Raw genomic sequence first — 16096 nt, 5'->3', positions numbered from 1 at the left:
CGTGACCGGAGGTAACGTTGGCCCCGACAGTCGGATTCAATCGTCGTGGATTCCTCGAACGAACCACACTCGCCGGGCTCGGCCTTACGCTCGCCGGCAGTATGGAGGGGCTTTTGCGCCCCGAAATCGCCAGCGCTGCACCGCCATTCGGCTACGGCCCGCTGATTCCCGACCCGAACCGCATCCTCGCGCTGCCGCTGGGCTTCTCCTACGCGGTGCTCAACCGATCCGGCGAGACCAAGCTCGACGACGGCAGTCCGGTCCCGAGTGACCCCGACGCCAACGGCGTCTTCGGGCGCACCCTGGTGACCAACCACGAGATCGGCAGCAACGAGCCGTTCGGGGTACCGACCGTCGCGGGTCTCACCTACGATCCGGCCGCGCGCGGCGGCACCACGACCACCACGGTCGGCGCGGACGGTCGCCGGCTCGGCCAGTACGTGAGCCTGGCCGGCACGGTGAACAACTGCGCGGGCGGCAGCACGCCGTGGGGCACCTGGCTGACCTGCGAGGAAACCGAGGACCGCGCGGGCAGCCATGGGTTCTCGCGCGACCACGGCTACGTTTTCGAGGTCGATCCGGCCGGCCAACCGACGAACCTCGGCAAGAGTCCGGTGCCGCTGAAGTTCCTCGGCCGGTACGCCCACGAGGCGGTGGCGGTGGACCCGGGTTCCGGCGCGATCTACCTCACCGAGGACGCCACCGGGCCGAACGGGCTGTACTACCGCTGGTTGCCACCGGCGGGGTTCCGGCCCGGCCCCAACGCGCTGCGAGTTCTCGCGCAGGCAGCGGGCGGGGACACCGCGGGCGAACTCACCGCGATGACCTGTTACGACGGTGACCGGCTCGTGCCCGACCTCGCCGTGGCTTCGGCCCCGGGCGTGCGCTACGCGGTGCGCTGGGTGCCGGTTCCGGACCGCGACGCCCGCGCCGCCTCGACGCGAAAGCAGTTCACCGACGACGCGATCACCCGCAGCCGCAAGCTCGAGGGCCAGTGGTGGGCCGACGGCGGCGCCTACTTCGTCGCCAGCTATGCGCGCAACAGCGACGGCAGCGCCGCCGAACACGACGGGCAGGTGTGGTTTTACGACCCGCGAACCGAGACCGTCACGCTGAAGAACCTGTTCGGCGTCAACCCGGACCCGGCCGCGGATACCCACTACGACGGACCGGACAACATCACCGTGTCCCCCTACGGCGGGCTGATCCTCGCCGAGGACGGCGAGGGCATCAGTCACCTGATCGGAGTGGCCGCCGACGGATCGGTGTTCCCCATGGCCCGCAACGAGCTCAACGAGAGCGAGTTCTGCGGACCCGCATTCAGCGGCGACGGCCAGATCCTGTTCGCCAATATCCAGTCACCCGGCCTGACTCTGGCGATCACCGGCCCCTGGCGCCCCGCTCTCGGCGGGTTCGGTTCCTCGGGCACTTAGCCGCGTGCGACGGGCCCGGCGCAGCGCGTCTGTCGTGAAGATCGCCAGCGCCAGCCAGATCAGCGCGAAACCGATCCAGCGCGACGCGGGCATCGACTCGTGCACCACAGCGATTCCCCACGCCATCTGCAACGCGGGTGTCAGGTACTGCATCAGTCCCATCGTGCTCAGTGGAACCCGTTGGGCCGCAGCGCCGAAGAGCAGCAGTGGAATCGTGGTGATCGGCCCGCAGCCGATCAGCAGCAGCGTGGTGCGGAGGCCGTCGGTGACGAACGCGCCTGCGCCGGTGACGGCGAGGAAGACCAGGTAGCCGAGCGCGAAGGGCGCCCCCACGATGCCCTCCGCGGTCAGGCTGCGCAGCGGGTCGAGCGGCACCACCTTCTTGATCAGCCCGTAGGTGGCGAACGAGCAGGCCAGTGTCAGCGCGATCACCGGCGGGCTACCGTAGTCGACGGTGAGGACGATGACCGCCACCGCGCCGAGCGCGACGGCCGTGACCTGGGCGCGGGTGAGCCGCTCGCGGAAGATGACGACGCCGAGCATGACACTCACCAATGGATTGATGAAGTAGCCCAGCGCGCATTCGACCACCCGATCGGTCGCCACGCCGTAGACATACATGCCCCAGTTCACCGAAATCGCCGCCGACGCGGCGGCAGCGAGTAGCCACGTGCGCGGGGCGATGGTGAGCATCTCGGCCAGGCGACCGAGCACCGCGAGCACGATCAGCATCACCACGAGGGTGAAGACGATGCGCGAGGCGAGTACCTCGAGCGCACCGACCCCTTTGAGCAGACCGAAGTAGGCAGGGAACAGGCCCCACAACAGGTACGCCCCGGCCCCGGCCGCGAGCCCCGCCGACACCGGGGTCGACCACGGTCGCTTCACCTGCCCGAGCGTAGGCGCAACCGATAGCGTGCAGGCCATGGACCTCGCGCTGTACCAGATCGACGCGTTCGCCGACACACCGTTCTCGGGCAATCCCGCGGCCGTGATGCCCCTGCCGCACTGGCTGCCCGACGCCACACTGCAGGAGCTCGCACTGGAGAACAATCTGTCCGAAACCGCCTTCTACACTGCCGCTTTGCCGCCCGACGCGGGATCGGCGCCGGACTGTCCGTCCTATCACCTGCGCTGGTTCACCCCGGGCGCCGAAGTGGACTTGTGTGGCCATGCCACGCTGGCCACCGGCTCGCACCTGCTCGCCGACGTGCACGCAGACGCAGCGCGGGTGGCGTTCTTCACCCGCAGCGGGTGGTTGGAGGTGGCGCGCAGCGATGCCCAATTCGACACAGTCGAACGCAGCGGTGCCGGTTTCGACATGGACCTGCCCGCCGAACCGCCCGCGCCCACCGAGCCCCCGGCCGAACTCGTGGCTGCGCTCGGGGTGGCGGCCGTGCGTGCGTTGCGCGCGACCGACGAGATCATCGTGGTCGCCACCTCCGACGAAGTACGAAGCGTGACACCGGATTTTGCGGCGTTCCCACCGTTGCACCGCGGCGTCGCAGTCACCGCACAGGGCGACGAGCCCGGTGTCGATTTCGTCTCGCGCTTCTTCGCCCCCGCAGTGGGCATCCAGGAGGACCCGGTGACCGGTTCCGCGCACGCCCAACTCGCACCGTTCTGGGCCGCCGAATTCGGTCGCACCGAACTCGTGGCTCGCCAGCTTTCTCGGCGCGGCGGCACCGTCCGCTGCCGGGTGACCGGTGATCGCGTCGTGCTGACCGGTGCATGCCGCCGATTCCTCGACGGAACGGCGTACCTGCCCGACGAGGTGACCCGGTGACCGACGAGACGACACGGCCCGGTCCCCAGACGGTCGAGATACATCTGCCCGAGGTCTCCCTGACCGCGCTGTGCTGGGGGCCCGAGGACGGACCGCTCGCGGTCTGCCTGCACGGCTATCCGGACACCGCATGGACGTGGCGGCACCTCGGTCCCGTGCTCGCAGCGCGCGGTTGGAGGGTCGTGGCACCGTTCACGCGCGGCTACGCGCCATCGGAGATCCCCCGTGACGGCAGCTATCACGTCGGCGCCCTGATGGACGACGCGATCGGCGTGCACCGTGCACTCGGCGGCGACGAGCGTGCGGTGGTCATCGGTCACGACTGGGGCGCGATCACCGCGAACGGTCTCGGGGCCTTCCCGGAATCGCCCTTCCGCCGGGTGGTTTCGCTGGCGGTACCGCCGATCCCGGCGATGCAGCCGGAGCGTGCGTCGTGGCGGCGCACTCCGAGGTTCGCGCTGCTGCTGCTGAAGCAGTCGAGGATGAGCTGGTACATCGCGTTCAATCAGATCCCCCGCCTCGCGGAGCGGTCACTCGACCGGCTCATCCCCTTGCTATGGCGACACTGGTCACCCGGTTATGACGCGACCGAGGATCTCGACCATGTCATGACCAGCCTCGCCTCGCCGGCGAATCGTGCTGCGGCGCTGGGGTATTACCGTGCGGTTGCGGGCCGGAGGAAGGTACCCGCTCGGTACCGCGATGCGCAGCGGTACTGGATCTCCGCCCCCGAGGTGCAGACGCTCTACCTGCACGGCGACGACGACGGATGCCTCGCCGTGGGATTGACTGCCCGCGTCGGCGAAGCCCTGCCCGCGGGCAGCGAGGTGGTCCACGTCGCGAACGCCGGCCACTTCCTGCAGCTCGAACAGCCCGAGACCGTGCACCAGGCGATCGTGGCGTTCGTCGAACAGTAGGTTCAGCGTTGGGGAATCACGCCATCGTCGGGACCCGGTTCCACGACGCGGTCCTGCTCGGGCAGCAGCGGCATCACCGCGAAGCGGCCGTACACCGCGTCGGCCGGCAAAGCCTGCACCGCGCGTACCCGGTCGCGCCGCGCGATCTCGCCGAGCGTCGTGGCATCCGCGCGTACCAGTGCCGCTGCGACACAGGCACATCCGGCAGAGAGCCGATCCGCCGATAGCGCGGCCGCTGCCGCGGCCCGCTCGGTCGCCGCCCCGGAACTGCGGATTCGTTCGGCGGCGGCGTCGGCGGACCGCAGCGCGGCATCCGCGTTGTCCGGTACCGCCACCTCGACGATCGGTGTCTGCACTCGTGGGATCGGCACGTGGTGGATCAACTCCGAGACCCGCGCCCCTTCCACCGTGGCCAGCGCATCGGCGGGCGCGAGCGTCGTGGTGAACGACACGAGTGCGAAACGCGGATCGGACGTGTCATCGGACAGGGATTCGGTCGCCCGCGCCAGGTACGCATCGACCGCCTCGTTCGGCTCCGGTCCCAGCCGATCGGTGATCACAGCACCGTCACGCGGACCTGCGAGTGCGCCGAAGGCGATGAGCGCTCCGGCCAGCACGAGAACCGCGAGGACGGTGAAAAGCGTCCGCGGGCTAGGCATTCCGGAGAACGTCGAGCGCATTCTGCAGATCCGCCGGATACGCGCTGGTGATCTCGATCCACCGGCCGTCGCTCGGGTGGGCAAAGCCGAGCGCTCGGGCGTGCAGCCACTGCCGCTCCAAACCGAGCCGCTTGGCCAGCTTCGGATCCGCACCGTAGGTCAAGTCACCGCAGCACGGGTGGTGAATCGCCGCGAAATGCACCCGAATCTGGTGTGTCCGACCGGTTTCGAGATGGATGTCGAGCAGACTCGCCGCCTGAAACGCCTCCACCGTGTCGTAGTGCGTGACGCTCGGCCTGCCGTCGGCGGTGACCGCAAACTTCCAGTCGTTACCGCGCGCCCGCCCGATCGGGGCGTCGATGGTGCCGCTGCTCGGATCGGGGTGCCCTTGCACGAGCGCGTGGTATCGCTTGTCCACGGTCCGCTCCTTGAACGCGCGCTTGAGCACCGTGTAGGCGCGCTCGGAGGTCGCGACCACCATCACGCCCGAGGTACCGACGTCGAGCCGGTGCACGATGCCTTGGCGCTCGTGCGCCCCCGAAGTGGAGATCCGGTAGCCCGCGGCCGCGAGTCCGCCCACCACGGTGGGACCGGACCAGCCGACCCCGGTATGCGCGGCCACACCGACGGGCTTGTCGACGGCGACGATGTCGTCGTCGGCGTAGAGGATGTCCATGCCCTCGACGGGTTTGGGATCGACGCTGAGCGGGCGCTTCGGCTCGGGCAGTTCGACCTCGAGCCACGCGCCGGCAGCAAGCTTCTCCGACTTCGCCACCGGCACACCGTCGATGGCGACGGCGCCTTCCTCGGCCAACGCCGCGACTGCGGTGCGGGACAGTCCCAGCAGGCGGGACAGGCCGGCGTCGACCCGCATACCGTCCAGGCCGTCCGGAACCGGCATGGACCGGCTTTCCCTCATGCGGCCGGCCTTCGGCTGCCGTCCGGTTCGTAACCGAACAGGGTGAGCGCGATCATCAGAATCGCGCCGCACACCACGGCAGAATCCGCGACGTTGAACACCGGCCACCAGCCCACCGATACGAAGTCGACGACGTGACCACGCAGCGGACCGGGCGAACGGAAGAAGCGGTCGATGAGGTTCCCGATCGCACCACCGAGCACCAGGCCGAGGCCGAGTGCCCACCACGGCGAGCGCAGCCGACGCGCCATCCGGATCACACCGATGACGACCGCGACGGCGATGATCGTGAGCAGCCACGTCATTCCGGTTGCCATGGAGAACGCGGCGCCGGGATTGCGTACCAGCTTCAGGGTGACGAGGTCACCGATGACGTGCACCGGATTGCCCGGTTCGATGTTCGCGACGACGAGGCATTTGGTCAGGACATCGAGCGCGATGACGGCCGCCCCCACGGTCAGCAGCATGCGCAGCCGCAACGGTGGACGCGCCGTGCCATCCACAGCGGTCGGCGTGCCGGGCGCGTCGCCCCCCGGGGTTACGGGCGCGTCGCCCCCCGGGGTTACAGCCGGGTCGCCATCCGTCGGTCGATCGGTACTCACCGGGCCATCATCCCTCATCGGCACCGCCGGTCCGCATTCCGGCCGGTCGCGGCCCCAACCTCACATCCGATGCTCAGGGTCGGCCCGTAGCCTGTGCGTGTGGCGGCGTTGTTGATCCCCGCGCGCTGCGGCGCGCTGTTCGTAGCAGTGGCAGTGGGCTGCGCAACCCTGGTTTCGGGATGCAGCGGCTCGGCAGGTAACTCCGACACCGACGACGTGGAACCCGCCGCGAACGAAGTCACCGTCCCCATCCCGCCCGTGCAGACCCATGTGCTCGATCCCGGGGCCGAACCGCGCAGCCGGCTCACGCCGAGTTCTGCGCCCGGCACCGAGCAGAACGCCACGCTGCACACCGAGAACGGCGTGCACCAGCAGGTGGACAACCAGCCCGACCAGAACTTCTCCACTCCGCCGATGACGATGCCGCTCGCGGCGACGATGGCCGACGGCGGTGTCGACCTCATCATCGGCGCGATCACGTGCCCGGACGCCAACCTGCAACAGGCGCTCGCCGTCGCGGAGGGTTCGCACGCCGGGCTCACGTTCGCGGCCAACGGCGCGGTCACCTCATTGCAGATCACGCCCGCCGCCGACGCGTCCGACTCGGCTCGCCGGGCGATCGAGCAGGCGTTCTACCAGGCCGTCTACCAGACCGTGGTGTTTCCCGACGCCGATCTCGGAGTCGGCGCAGTGTGGACGATCGAACAACAGATCACCGGCGGAGTGACGCTCGACCAGGTCGCCACCGCGTCCCTGCTCGCCCGCGACGGCGACGTGCTCACCATCGGGCTCGACGTGGCGCAGACCCCGCGCGGGGACGTGTGGAACCTGCCCAACGGTGCGGGCATGCTCGACATCGATCGATACGATATGCACGGCACCGGACAGGTGACGATCGACCTCCGGATGCCGCTGCCGGTGGAGGGCACCGTCACGATGGCCGGTCAGCAGGCCTACCACGTGCCCAACGACGTGACACACCTGAATCAGACCATCAACACAACGGTGCAGTGGCTGAAGTAGCTGCACGGCTGTGCGTGGCCTGGGCGGCGGTGACCCTCGCCGTGGCGGGCTGCGGGTCCGACACCGAAACCACTCCCGGCACCGCGCCGGCGCCGCTGCAGCCGGCGGTGACCGCGCCCGGCGTGGCCACCGCGCCACCGATTGCCGACTCCACGGCGCTCGCCGCCGAGTTGCTCACCGCAGCGGATCTCCCACCCGGCTACGCGTCCCTCGACCTGCCGACCGATCCCGGCGGCGCCGCGACCGACGATCCGCCGGCGGACCAGTCGCACACCGATCCCGCCGAGTGCGCCGGCGTCCTCGCACCGATTGCCGATCAGGCACCGGGTGGGCCTGCCGAGGCCGGTGAACGGTTCGGCGGCCCGGGGTTTTCCAGCATCGATATCGACGCGGCGAGCTACCCGGCCGACAGCGTCGCCGCTGTCTTCGACTCGGTGCAGCAATTGCTCGGTCGGTGCACGGCCTACTCCGGCACCGATGCCGACGGTGTCACCGTCGAGTACCGCATCGCCGACCTCAGCGGGCCCAGAGTCGGCGATTCCTCCCGATCGGTCCGCGTGACGACCATGAGCGACGGGCTGACACTGACCTCCGATGTCGTCATCGGCGTGGTCGGTTCGACGGTCTTCCAGCTTTCCGCGACCGCGACGTCACCGGTCGACGGCGCGCTGCTCACCGGCCTGGCACAGACGCAGGCCGATCGGTTGCGCGGTCCCGCCCAGTAGCCGAACGGGACCCACCGCGAAAACGAAAATGCCGGTACCCGAGCGGGTACCGGCATTTCGCGATTCGTACGTCAGACGCAGGCAGGCGACTGAATCTGCAGATTCATCAGCGCCGAGCAGGCCCAGGTCTTCTCGATCTTCCACTTGCCGTCCTCGGCGACGAACGGCACCGTGACCGGGTTCGTCTGACCGTTGATCGTGAAGTCGGCGTTGGCCTGCAGCGATCCGCCGAGGTCCTGCACGCCGGTCACCACGATGGTGGCGCCGGACTGCTGGTAGGCCTGCGCAAGAGTGTTGGGCAGCTCCGGATCGGCCTCGGCGCCCTGGACCATCTCTGCCTTCTCCGCGGACGGCACCGACGGGTCGAGCGCGCGCTGCAACTCGGCGTTGAGGTCTTCGACCGTCGGCACCGGTGGGACGTCGGCCTGCGCTGTGCTCGCGCTCGTCGTCGCCTTGGTGGTGGTGCTGCTTCCGCCGTTGTCATCGTCGGAACTACACGCCGTCATGGTGAGAGCGGCGACTACCGCCATCCCCGCAACCACTGCCCTACTGGTCTTCCTAAACTTCAATTGCCCGTCCTTTGCGTCGTACGGTTTCGCGGTTCGTGCCCAGGCTACCTGTCATCGCAGACTGTCCAGCGGATCGGCTCCGACCAGGCCGGACGCGTCCGCCGGGAACGTTCGGGCCGGTCCGGGGCCCGTGGAGCGGGTCTCGAACCGCACGGTGACCACCCCGTGGCCGGCGCCCTGCACCCAGCCGTGCCCGAACTCGATATGGCATACGTCGAGGCCCGGACGCCACAGTTGTTCGGCGGCAGTCTCGAGTTCGGTGGCCTCGTCGTCAGGATCGTGGTCGGTCGCGGCGTCCGGTTCGAAGGGCAGGTCCAGCTCGGGAAACAGCGAGGTCTGCCGCACGGTGGACAGTCCGCCGTAGCCGACGCCGACGAGCCGGACCGGCCCCAGCTCGACCGGGTCGATCGCCGATCGTTGCGCGGCGGCGGCGAGGGTCGCGAGCTCGGTCGTCGCGGCCGGCAGCGTCACCGAGCGGGTGAGCACGCTCATATCGGTCTTCTTCAGCTTGAGCACGACGGTGCGGGCGGCGCGACCGTCCTTGCCGAGGCGGCGGTGCGCCGACGCGGCCAGCGACTCGATCGCCGCACGCAGCTCCCCGAGCGTGACGAGGTCGGCGGCGAACGTCGTTTCCGCCGAGATCTGCTTGGCCTCGGCGCGCTCCTCCACGGCCCGGTCATCGATACCACGCGCCAGCCGATGCAGCGCGGGGCCGACGGTGCCGCCGAGCAGCGATGCGACCTCGGATTCGGGCATCGCGGCGAACGCGCCGATCGTCTCGACGCCCAGCCGGCGCAGCTTCGCTTCGCCGACCGGCCCGATCCCCCACAGCTTGCGCACCGGCAGCGCGGCGAACAGGTCGTGCTGTTCGGCCGGCGACACCACCCGGACCCCGTCGGGCTTGGCCAGTCCCGAGGCGATCTTGGCGATCTGTTTGCCACTGCCCGCGCCGATCGAGGCGACAAGTCCGGTGCGTTCGCGGACATGGGCGCGCAACTGTTCGCAGTACCCCCAGACGGTCGCCGCGTCGGCCCCGATGAGCTCGGCGGGCTCGCCGAACGCCTCGTCGGTGGACAGCTGCTCCAGTACCTGCAGCCGCTCGCGAACGGTGTCGAACACGGTCTTGCTCATCGCCGAGTACAGGCTGCCCCGCGGTGGCAACACCACTGCGGTCGCGCCGACGAGCCGGCGGGCCTGATGCATCGGCATCGCCGAACGCGCGCCGAACACCCGCGCCTCGTAGCTCGCGCCGGCGACGACGCCGCGGCCGCCGGTCCCCCCGACCAGGACCGGACGGCCACGCAATGTCGGCCGAGTGAGTTGCTCGACCGAGGCGAAGAACGCGTCCATATCGAGGTGCAGCACCCACCGGGCACTGCGCGTCGGATCAGTCACGTCTTTGCGCGGGACTTTTTCGGTTTCGGGATGGGCAGCACGTCGGCGGTGGCCTGCACGAAGGCCTGCAGCCAGTCGATGTCGGCGAGCCGCTCGGCCGGGACCGCGTGGTAGTCCTTGGCGTTCGGGTACGGACGGCCGAATGGGAGCTCGGCCGCGAACTCCGGCGACACGGTGGTGATCTTCATCAGCAGGGTGTCGTCACAGACGAAGCCGACCACCTTTTCGTCGCAGTACAGCGCGTACTCACCGAACATCGGGTGGCTACGCACGTCGAGCGGACGCAGCTGCTCGAGCACGAGGTCGATCGTTTCCCGTCGGGTGCTCACGGGAAGAAAGCTACGCCGACTCACCGACACGTCGAAGACGTGTCGCATGGATACCGACACGTCGAAGACGTGTCGCATGGATACCGACACGTCGAAGACGCGTCGCATCGAACCCGCACCTCACATGACGTCGTGCGTCTCGATGTGGGTGTAGCCGCCCTGGGCCTCGAAGCCACCGTGCGCACCGAACTCACCCTGCCCGTCGAGACCGAGCTCCGGGCCACCCGGAATGTCGAGCGAGGCCTCGATCCCGCCGCCGAGATCGACGCCGCCGTAGCCGGCCACCCCGCCATGGAGGGTGTCGATGGACAGCGAATCGCCGACAGGGCCCCCGTCGTCGGCCGCGATGTGGGTGTAACTGCCTTCGGCGGCGATACCGGCATCGGCCGAGGCGTAGCCGTCGGCACCGAACGACAGCTCCGGCCCGCCCGGTACCCCGACCGAGGCTTCCACGCCGCCGTCGGCGTCGAACCCGGCCTGCCCCTGGACAACGCCGTCGAGGATGTCGATCGAGACGTTGGCCGGCGCGCCGCCGAGCAGGTCGTCGAGGTTGGGGATCTGCGGAAGGAAGGGGTTCGTCATTGTTTTCACTCCTCGGTGTCGGGTCCGCGAGCCGATCGGCTGCGGCTGAACATTGGATACGGCGCGCGGCGGGAATGTTCCCGTTGGGTTCGTGCCGGGTCGGCGGGCAGAGTGGGGAGCATGAAACTCGGATTCGGACTACCCGTGTCGGGGTCGTGGGCGACGCCGGCCAACATCGTGGAGATTGCGCACCGCGCCGAGGAGCTCGACTACTCGACGCTGTGGAGCTTCCAGCGCATCCTCGTCGCCGAATCGGCCCCGCTCGGTCCACCGTATGCGAGCGTGCTCGATCCGATTGCCGCGCTTGGCTTCGCCGCCGCGGTAACCGAGCGGATCCGGCTCGGGACGGGCATCGTGAACGTGCCGTTCCAGGCACCGGCGATCCTCGGCAAGCAGCTCGCCACCCTCGATGTGCTGTCGAACGGGCGGCTCGACGCCGGGCTCGGCCTCGGCTGGTCGATCGACGAGTTCGTCGCCGCCGGTGCCGACTTCGAACGACGCGGCGCGCGGGGCGCCGAGTACGTCGCGGCGCTGCACGCGGTGTGGGGCGCCGATCCGGTCGAATTCGACGGCGAGTTCTACCGGATTCCACGGTCGAGCATCCGGCCCAAGCCGGTGCAGCAGCCGAACCCGCCGATCATCCTGGGCGGCAGCGCACCCGCGGCGCTGCAGCGCGCGGGCCGGCTCGCGGACGGCTGGATGAGCAGCAGTCGGACGAACCTCACCGAGATCGGCGAACAGGTCGAGATCGTGAAATCGGCGGCGCGCGAGGCCGGGCGAGACGAGAACGCGCTGCGCTTCGTCTGCCGGGGCGTGCTGCGCAATGCCGAGCGCTCGACACCACTCACAGGCTCGTTCGACGAGATCCGCGCCGATCTCGACCAGCTCGCGCGCGCCGGCATCACGGAGACCTTCCTCGACCTGAACTTCGATCCGAGTGTCGGGAACCCCGATGCGGACCCTCTTGCGTCGATGCGCTGGGCGCACGAGGTGCTCGACACGCTGGCCCCCTAACCCGCTCGAGTAGTACCGGCATCAAGAAGTCGTCAAGACTCCAGGTCACCGTGTCAGGGGTCCGTCAACGACCGCTGCACGCCCTTCTCCGCGCGCGATGCTGCGTGCGACGGGGAACCGCCCTGTCGGTCGAGAAGGGAAGTCGATGGCCGACCTTGCATTCGTGCTGCTCACCCTCGCGATGTTCTTCGGGTTGGCGCTGCTGTTGCGCGCACTGAACACCAAGGCCGCGAAATGACTGCGGCCGGTGTGATCAGCGCACTGCTGCTGGCGATCTCGGTCGCGCTCGTGCTCTATCTCCTGGTGGCCCTGCTGGATCCGGAGAGGTTCTGAGTCATGAATCCCGCGCTTGCTGCGGGACTGCAGAGCGCGCTCGTCATCGGCGTGCTCGCGATCGCCTACGTCCCGGTCGGCGACTACATCGCCAAGGTCTACACCTCGGACCGCGACCTGCGGGCCGAGTCGCTGCTCTATCGCGTGTGCCGGATCGACTCCGGGCGTGAACAGACCTGGTTCGGCTACGCATCGAGCCTGCTCGGCTTCTCGCTCGCCGGAGTGCTGTTGCTCTATGTGCTGCAACGCGTCCAAGGCGTGCTCCCTTTGCACGGTGACCTCGCCGGAGTAAGTCCGGCGGTCGCGTTCAACACCGCGGTCTCGTTTGTCACGAACACCAACTGGCAGTCCTACGTTCCCGAGACGACGATGAGCAACTTCACCCAACCGGTAGGGCTCGCGGTGCAGAACTTCGTTTCGGCGGCGGTCGGACTGTCCGTGGCTATCGCGCTGATCCGCGGCCTCGTCCGCGTCCGGGCGGGCGGTGAGATCGGCAATTTCTGGGTCGACATCACTCGTGGCACGCTGCGAGTGCTGCTGCCACTGGCGTTTCTGATCGCCCTGGTCCTGCTGACCCAGGGCGTCGTGCAGTCGTTCCACAGCGGGTTCACCGCGACCGGATTGGACGGTACGCCGGTGACAAATGCGTTGGCACCGGCCGCTTCTCAGGAGGCGATCAAGGAACTCGGCACCAACGGCGGTGGCATCTTCAACACCAACTCGGCGCATCCGTTCGAGAACCCAACCCCGATCAGCAACATCGTGCAGGTAATTGCGATCCTGCTGATCCCGGTCTGCCTTACCCGCACGTTCGGCACGATGGTCGGCAACCGCCGCCAGGGCCTCACATTGCTGACCGTGATGGGCATCATCTGGGCCGGCCTGCTCGCGTTCACCCTCTGGGCCGAGTCGAACACCCGGGGGATCGCGGCGCAGGCGGCCGGCGCCATGATGGAGGGCAAGGACGTTCGCTTCGGGATCCCCGGCTCGGTGCTGTTCGCGGTGAGCACCACCGGCACTTCGACCGGTGCGGTGAATTCCTTCCACGACAGCTACTCGGCGTGGGGTGGCGGCGCATTGCTGCTCAACATCCTGCTCGGCGAGATCGCGCCGGGCGGAGTCGGTACCGGGTTGTACGGCATTCTCGTGCTCGCACTGATCGCGGTGTTCGTCGGGGGACTGCTGGTCGGGCGCACGCCCGAATACCTCGGAAAGAAGCTGCGCCAGCGGGAAATCACGCTCGCCGCGCTATCCGTGTTGGTGATGCCCGCGCTGGTGCTGACGGGTACGGCGATCACCGTGATCCTGTCCTCCACCACCGGTTTCCAGGGCAACAGTGGCCCACCCGGAGCGCCCGGGTCGATTCACGGGTTCAGCGAAGTGCTCTACGCCTACGCATCCGCCTCGAACAACAACGGCAGTGCGTTCGGCGGGCTTACTGTGACGAGCGACTGGTTCCAGTCCTCGCTCGGCGTCGCCATGCTGCTCGGCCGGTTCCTGCCGATCATTCTCGTACTGGCACTGGCCGGTTCGCTCGCGACCCAGACCCCGCACCCGGCCGGACCGGGCACCCTGCCCACGAACGGCCGAATGTTCGTCGGCCTGCTCACCGGCACCGTCGCACTGGTCGCGGCGCTCACCTTCTTCCCCGCGCTTGCGCTGGGACCGATAGCGGAGGCACTGCAATGAGTTCGACCGTCGAACGGGCCGACCGGGTCGGTGGGCTGCCGACCTCGGCGGCACGGGCTCGTGACGATGCGGGCCACCATGGGGTGTCGCCGGTCGCCGCGGGTGTGTTCGATCCCCATCAGTTGTGGACGTCGCTGCCCGGCGCGGCCCGCAAGCTGAATCCCCGTCATATGGCCCGCAATCCGGTGATGTTCGTGGTCTGGGTCGGGTCGGTGATAACCACCGCCTACGCAGTGGCAGAACCGACTCTGTTCACCTGGTTGATCGCGGTGTGGCTGTGGTTCACCGTGCTGTTCGCCAACCTCGCCGAGTCGGTCGCGGAGGGCCGCGGCAAGGCGCAGGCCGCCAGTCTGCGCGCGGTCAAGCGGGACACCGTCGCCCGGCGAATCGGCACGGACGGCCGGACCGAGGAGATTTCCGGAACCGCACTGCGCCCGGGTGACCGAGTCGCGGTGGCGGCGGGCGAGGTGATTCCCGGCGACGGTGACGTAATCGAGGGCATCGCCACCGTCGACGAGTCCGCGATCACCGGTGAATCGGCGCCGGTGATCCGGGAATCGGGCGGTGACCGGTGCGCGGTCACCGGCGGCACCACCGTGCTCTCCGACCGGATCGTCGTGCAGATCACCGCGGCACCCGGAGAGTCCTTCGTGGACCGGATGATCGCGCTGGTGGAAGGCGCCGCGCGGCAGAAGACCCCGAACGAGATCGCACTGAACATCCTGCTCGCCGCGCTGACGATCATCTTCGTGTTCGCGGTCGTCGCGATCGGGCCGATGGGCCAATACGCGGGTAGCGCACCCGATCCGGTGAAGCTGATCGCATTGCTGGTGTGCCTGATCCCCACCACCATCGGAGCGCTGCTCTCCGCGATCGGCATCGCCGGGATGGACCGACTGGTGCAGCGCAACGTGCTCGCGATGTCCGGACGTGCGGTCGAGGCGGCGGGCGACATCGACACGCTGCTGATGGACAAGACCGGCACCATCACCTACGGGAACCGGATGGCCACGGCCCTGCATCCCGCGCCCGGGGTGAGCGCCGACGAATTGTCCGTTGCCGCACGACTGTCCAGCCTGGCCGACTCGACCCCGGAGGGGCGCAGCATCGTGGCGCTCTGCGCGGAGCAGTCCCACCTCGACCCGTATCCGAGCGAGGCCGAGAGCGTCGGCGGGTTCGTCGCGTTCACCGCGACGACACGGATGAGCGGGCTGAACCTCGACGGCACCGAAATCCGCAAGGGTGCGTCCGATTCCGTGCTGGCCTGGGTGCGTGAGCGCGCCGGGGAAGTTGCCGCATCGATTCCCGACACGGTGGACGACATCGCCGGCCGCGGTGGCACTCCCCTTGTGGTCGCGAGGTCCGCCGGCGATGCGGTCCGCATCCTCGGCGTGATCGAGCTATCGGATGTGGTGAAGCCGGGCATTGCCGAGCGGTTCGCGCAGTTGCGGGCTATGGGTATTCGCACCGTGATGATTACCGGCGACAACCCGCTCACCGCCAAGGTGATCGCCGCGCAGGCCGGGGTGGACGATTTCTTGGCCGAGGCGACGCCCGAGGACAAGCTCGCGCTGATCCGGCGCGAGCAGGAGGGTGGGCGCCTCGTCGCCATGACCGGTGACGGCACCAATGACGCTCCCGCCCTTGCCCAGTCGGACGTCGGCGTGGCGATGAACACGGGCACCTCGGCCGCCAAAGAAGCCGGGAACATGGTCGACCTTGACTCCGACCCGACCAAGCTCATCGAGATCGTGCAGATCGGCAAGCAACTGCTGATCACCCGCGGCGCGTTGACCACGTTTTCGCTGGCCAACGACCTCGCGAAATACTTCGCGATCCTGCCGGCGCTGTTCAGTGCCATCTATCCGCAACTGGACACGCTCAACATCATGCGTCTCGCGACACCGGAGTCGGCGATCCTGTCCGCGGTCATCTTCAATGCGCTCGTGATCGTCGCGCTGATTCCGTTGTCGCTGCGCGGCGTTCGCTACCGGCCGTCGTCGGCCTCGGCGCTGCTGGGGCGAAACCTGTTGATCTACGGCATCGGTGGGGTCATCACGCCGTTCATCGGCATCTGGGCGATCGACCTCGTCGTCCGTCTCATTCCTGGGATCGGGTGAT

Annotated in this window: 17 protein-coding genes; 9 read left to right on the top strand and 8 right to left on the bottom strand. The window is 68.6% G+C overall.

Going from position 1 to position 16096, the window contains the following annotated elements:
* Positions 1-17: 17 nt before the first annotated feature.
* Positions 18-1433: an alkaline phosphatase PhoX gene (locus OG921_RS22880; RefSeq protein ID WP_266114833.1), complete on the top strand. Its 1416-nt coding sequence runs from the start codon at positions 18-20 to the stop codon at positions 1431-1433.
* Here OG921_RS22880 and rarD read toward each other — a convergent pair.
* Complete coding sequence (rarD, locus tag OG921_RS22875) at positions 1359-2321, bottom strand: EamA family transporter RarD (RefSeq protein WP_266114832.1); 963 nt, start codon at positions 2319-2321, stop codon at positions 1359-1361. The genes OG921_RS22880 and rarD overlap by 75 nt on opposite strands.
* 37 nt (positions 2322-2358) lie before the next feature.
* Between rarD and OG921_RS22870 the strand changes: the two genes are divergently transcribed.
* Positions 2359-3219 carry a PhzF family phenazine biosynthesis protein gene (locus OG921_RS22870; protein WP_266114831.1) on the top strand — a complete coding sequence of 287 codons (861 nt, stop codon included), beginning with the start codon at positions 2359-2361 and terminating at the stop codon, positions 3217-3219.
* A complete protein-coding gene (locus OG921_RS22865) occupies positions 3216-4136 on the top strand; it encodes an alpha/beta fold hydrolase (protein WP_266114830.1) in 921 nt (306 codons plus the stop codon). The genes OG921_RS22870 and OG921_RS22865 overlap by 4 nt, the downstream gene beginning before the upstream one ends.
* 2 nt (positions 4137-4138) lie before the next feature.
* On the opposite strand, the gene OG921_RS22860 is transcribed toward OG921_RS22865, so the two are convergent.
* Genes OG921_RS22860 through lspA form a run of 3 tightly spaced genes read right to left on the bottom strand, consistent with a single transcriptional unit; the run spans position 4139 to position 6181 of the window.
* Positions 4139-4795: a hypothetical protein gene (locus OG921_RS22860; protein ID WP_266114829.1), complete on the bottom strand. Its 657-nt coding sequence runs from the start codon at positions 4793-4795 to the stop codon at positions 4139-4141.
* Entirely contained in the window at positions 4788-5714 is a 927-nt protein-coding gene (locus OG921_RS22855; RefSeq protein ID WP_266114828.1) for an RluA family pseudouridine synthase, read from the bottom strand. Before OG921_RS22855 ends, OG921_RS22860 begins: the two co-directional genes overlap by 8 nt.
* Positions 5711-6181: a signal peptidase II gene (lspA, locus tag OG921_RS22850; protein ID WP_266114895.1), complete on the bottom strand. Its 471-nt coding sequence runs from the start codon at positions 6179-6181 to the stop codon at positions 5711-5713. Before lspA ends, OG921_RS22855 begins: the two co-directional genes overlap by 4 nt.
* Before the next feature lie 234 nt (positions 6182-6415).
* Between lspA and OG921_RS22845 the strand changes: the two genes are divergently transcribed.
* Complete coding sequence (locus OG921_RS22845; RefSeq protein WP_266114827.1) at positions 6416-7339, top strand: hypothetical protein; 924 nt, start codon at positions 6416-6418, stop codon at positions 7337-7339.
* The gene (locus OG921_RS22840; protein ID WP_266114826.1) at positions 7327-8064 is read left to right on the top strand and encodes a hypothetical protein; all 738 of its coding nucleotides are present in this window, start codon (positions 7327-7329) and stop codon (positions 8062-8064) included. Before OG921_RS22845 ends, OG921_RS22840 begins: the two co-directional genes overlap by 13 nt.
* Before the next feature lie 71 nt (positions 8065-8135).
* On the opposite strand, the gene OG921_RS22835 is transcribed toward OG921_RS22840, so the two are convergent.
* Genes OG921_RS22835 through OG921_RS22820 form a run of 4 tightly spaced genes read right to left on the bottom strand, consistent with a single transcriptional unit; the run spans position 8136 to position 10939 of the window.
* Positions 8136-8633: a hypothetical protein gene (locus OG921_RS22835; RefSeq protein ID WP_266114825.1), complete on the bottom strand. Its 498-nt coding sequence runs from the start codon at positions 8631-8633 to the stop codon at positions 8136-8138.
* Between the two features lie 51 nt (positions 8634-8684).
* Positions 8685-10028 carry a DNA polymerase IV gene (locus tag OG921_RS22830; protein ID WP_266114824.1) on the bottom strand — a complete coding sequence of 448 codons (1344 nt, stop codon included), beginning with the start codon at positions 10026-10028 and terminating at the stop codon, positions 8685-8687.
* Positions 10025-10465 carry a TfoX/Sxy family protein gene (locus OG921_RS22825; protein ID WP_266114823.1) on the bottom strand — a complete coding sequence of 147 codons (441 nt, stop codon included), beginning with the start codon at positions 10463-10465 and terminating at the stop codon, positions 10025-10027. The genes OG921_RS22830 and OG921_RS22825 overlap by 4 nt, the downstream gene beginning before the upstream one ends.
* Before the next feature lie 12 nt (positions 10466-10477).
* Complete coding sequence (locus OG921_RS22820) at positions 10478-10939, bottom strand: hypothetical protein (RefSeq protein WP_266114822.1); 462 nt, start codon at positions 10937-10939, stop codon at positions 10478-10480.
* Between the two features lie 120 nt (positions 10940-11059).
* Between OG921_RS22820 and OG921_RS22815 the strand changes: the two genes are divergently transcribed.
* From OG921_RS22815 to kdpB, 4 genes are all read left to right on the top strand, one after another.
* Positions 11060-11953, top strand: a complete 894-nt coding sequence (locus tag OG921_RS22815; protein WP_266114821.1) for a TIGR03619 family F420-dependent LLM class oxidoreductase — start codon at positions 11060-11062, stop codon at positions 11951-11953.
* Between the two features lie 234 nt (positions 11954-12187).
* Positions 12188-12286, top strand: a complete 99-nt coding sequence (gene kdpF, locus OG921_RS22810; RefSeq protein ID WP_266114820.1) for a K(+)-transporting ATPase subunit F — start codon at positions 12188-12190, stop codon at positions 12284-12286.
* A gap of 3 nt (positions 12287-12289) precedes the next feature.
* Positions 12290-13975 (top strand): potassium-transporting ATPase subunit KdpA, encoded by a 1686-nt coding sequence (kdpA, locus tag OG921_RS22805; RefSeq protein WP_266114819.1) that lies wholly within the window; start codon positions 12290-12292, stop codon positions 13973-13975.
* Positions 13972-16095: a potassium-transporting ATPase subunit KdpB gene (gene kdpB / locus OG921_RS22800; RefSeq protein ID WP_266114818.1), complete on the top strand. Its 2124-nt coding sequence runs from the start codon at positions 13972-13974 to the stop codon at positions 16093-16095. Before kdpA ends, kdpB begins: the two co-directional genes overlap by 4 nt.
* The last annotated feature ends 1 nt before the right edge of the window (position 16096 follow it).

It is taken from the genome of Aldersonia sp. NBC_00410, from assembly GCF_026342035.1.
Taxonomy (GTDB): Bacteria; Actinomycetota; Actinomycetes; order Mycobacteriales; family Mycobacteriaceae; genus Aldersonia.
The sequence above is the reverse complement of the archived record's forward strand: the minus strand, read 5'-3'. Positions and strand labels throughout refer to the sequence as shown.

Bases quoted from the DNA above. Each gene is read 5' to 3' on its own strand.
- OG921_RS22870 (WP_266114831.1), top strand. From the start codon at position 2,359: ATGGACCTCGCGCTGTACCAGATCGACGCGTTCGCCGACACACCGTTC.
- OG921_RS22860 (WP_266114829.1), bottom strand. From the start codon at position 4,795: ATGCCTAGCCCGCGGACGCTTTTCACCGTCCTCGCGGTTCTCGTGCTG.
- OG921_RS22855 (WP_266114828.1), bottom strand. From the start codon at position 5,714: ATGAGGGAAAGCCGGTCCATGCCGGTTCCGGACGGCCTGGACGGTATG.
- lspA (WP_266114895.1), bottom strand. From the start codon at position 6,181: ATGCTGCTGACCGTGGGGGCGGCCGTCATCGCGCTCGATGTCCTGACC.
- OG921_RS22825 (WP_266114823.1), bottom strand. From the start codon at position 10,465: ATGCGACGCGTCTTCGACGTGTCGGTATCCATGCGACACGTCTTCGAC.
- OG921_RS22820 (WP_266114822.1), bottom strand. From the start codon at position 10,939: ATGACGAACCCCTTCCTTCCGCAGATCCCCAACCTCGACGACCTGCTC.
- OG921_RS22815 (WP_266114821.1), top strand. From the start codon at position 11,060: ATGAAACTCGGATTCGGACTACCCGTGTCGGGGTCGTGGGCGACGCCG.
- kdpF (WP_266114820.1), top strand. From the start codon at position 12,188: ATGACTGCGGCCGGTGTGATCAGCGCACTGCTGCTGGCGATCTCGGTC.
- kdpA (WP_266114819.1), top strand. From the start codon at position 12,290: ATGAATCCCGCGCTTGCTGCGGGACTGCAGAGCGCGCTCGTCATCGGC.
- kdpB (WP_266114818.1), top strand. From the start codon at position 13,972: ATGAGTTCGACCGTCGAACGGGCCGACCGGGTCGGTGGGCTGCCGACC.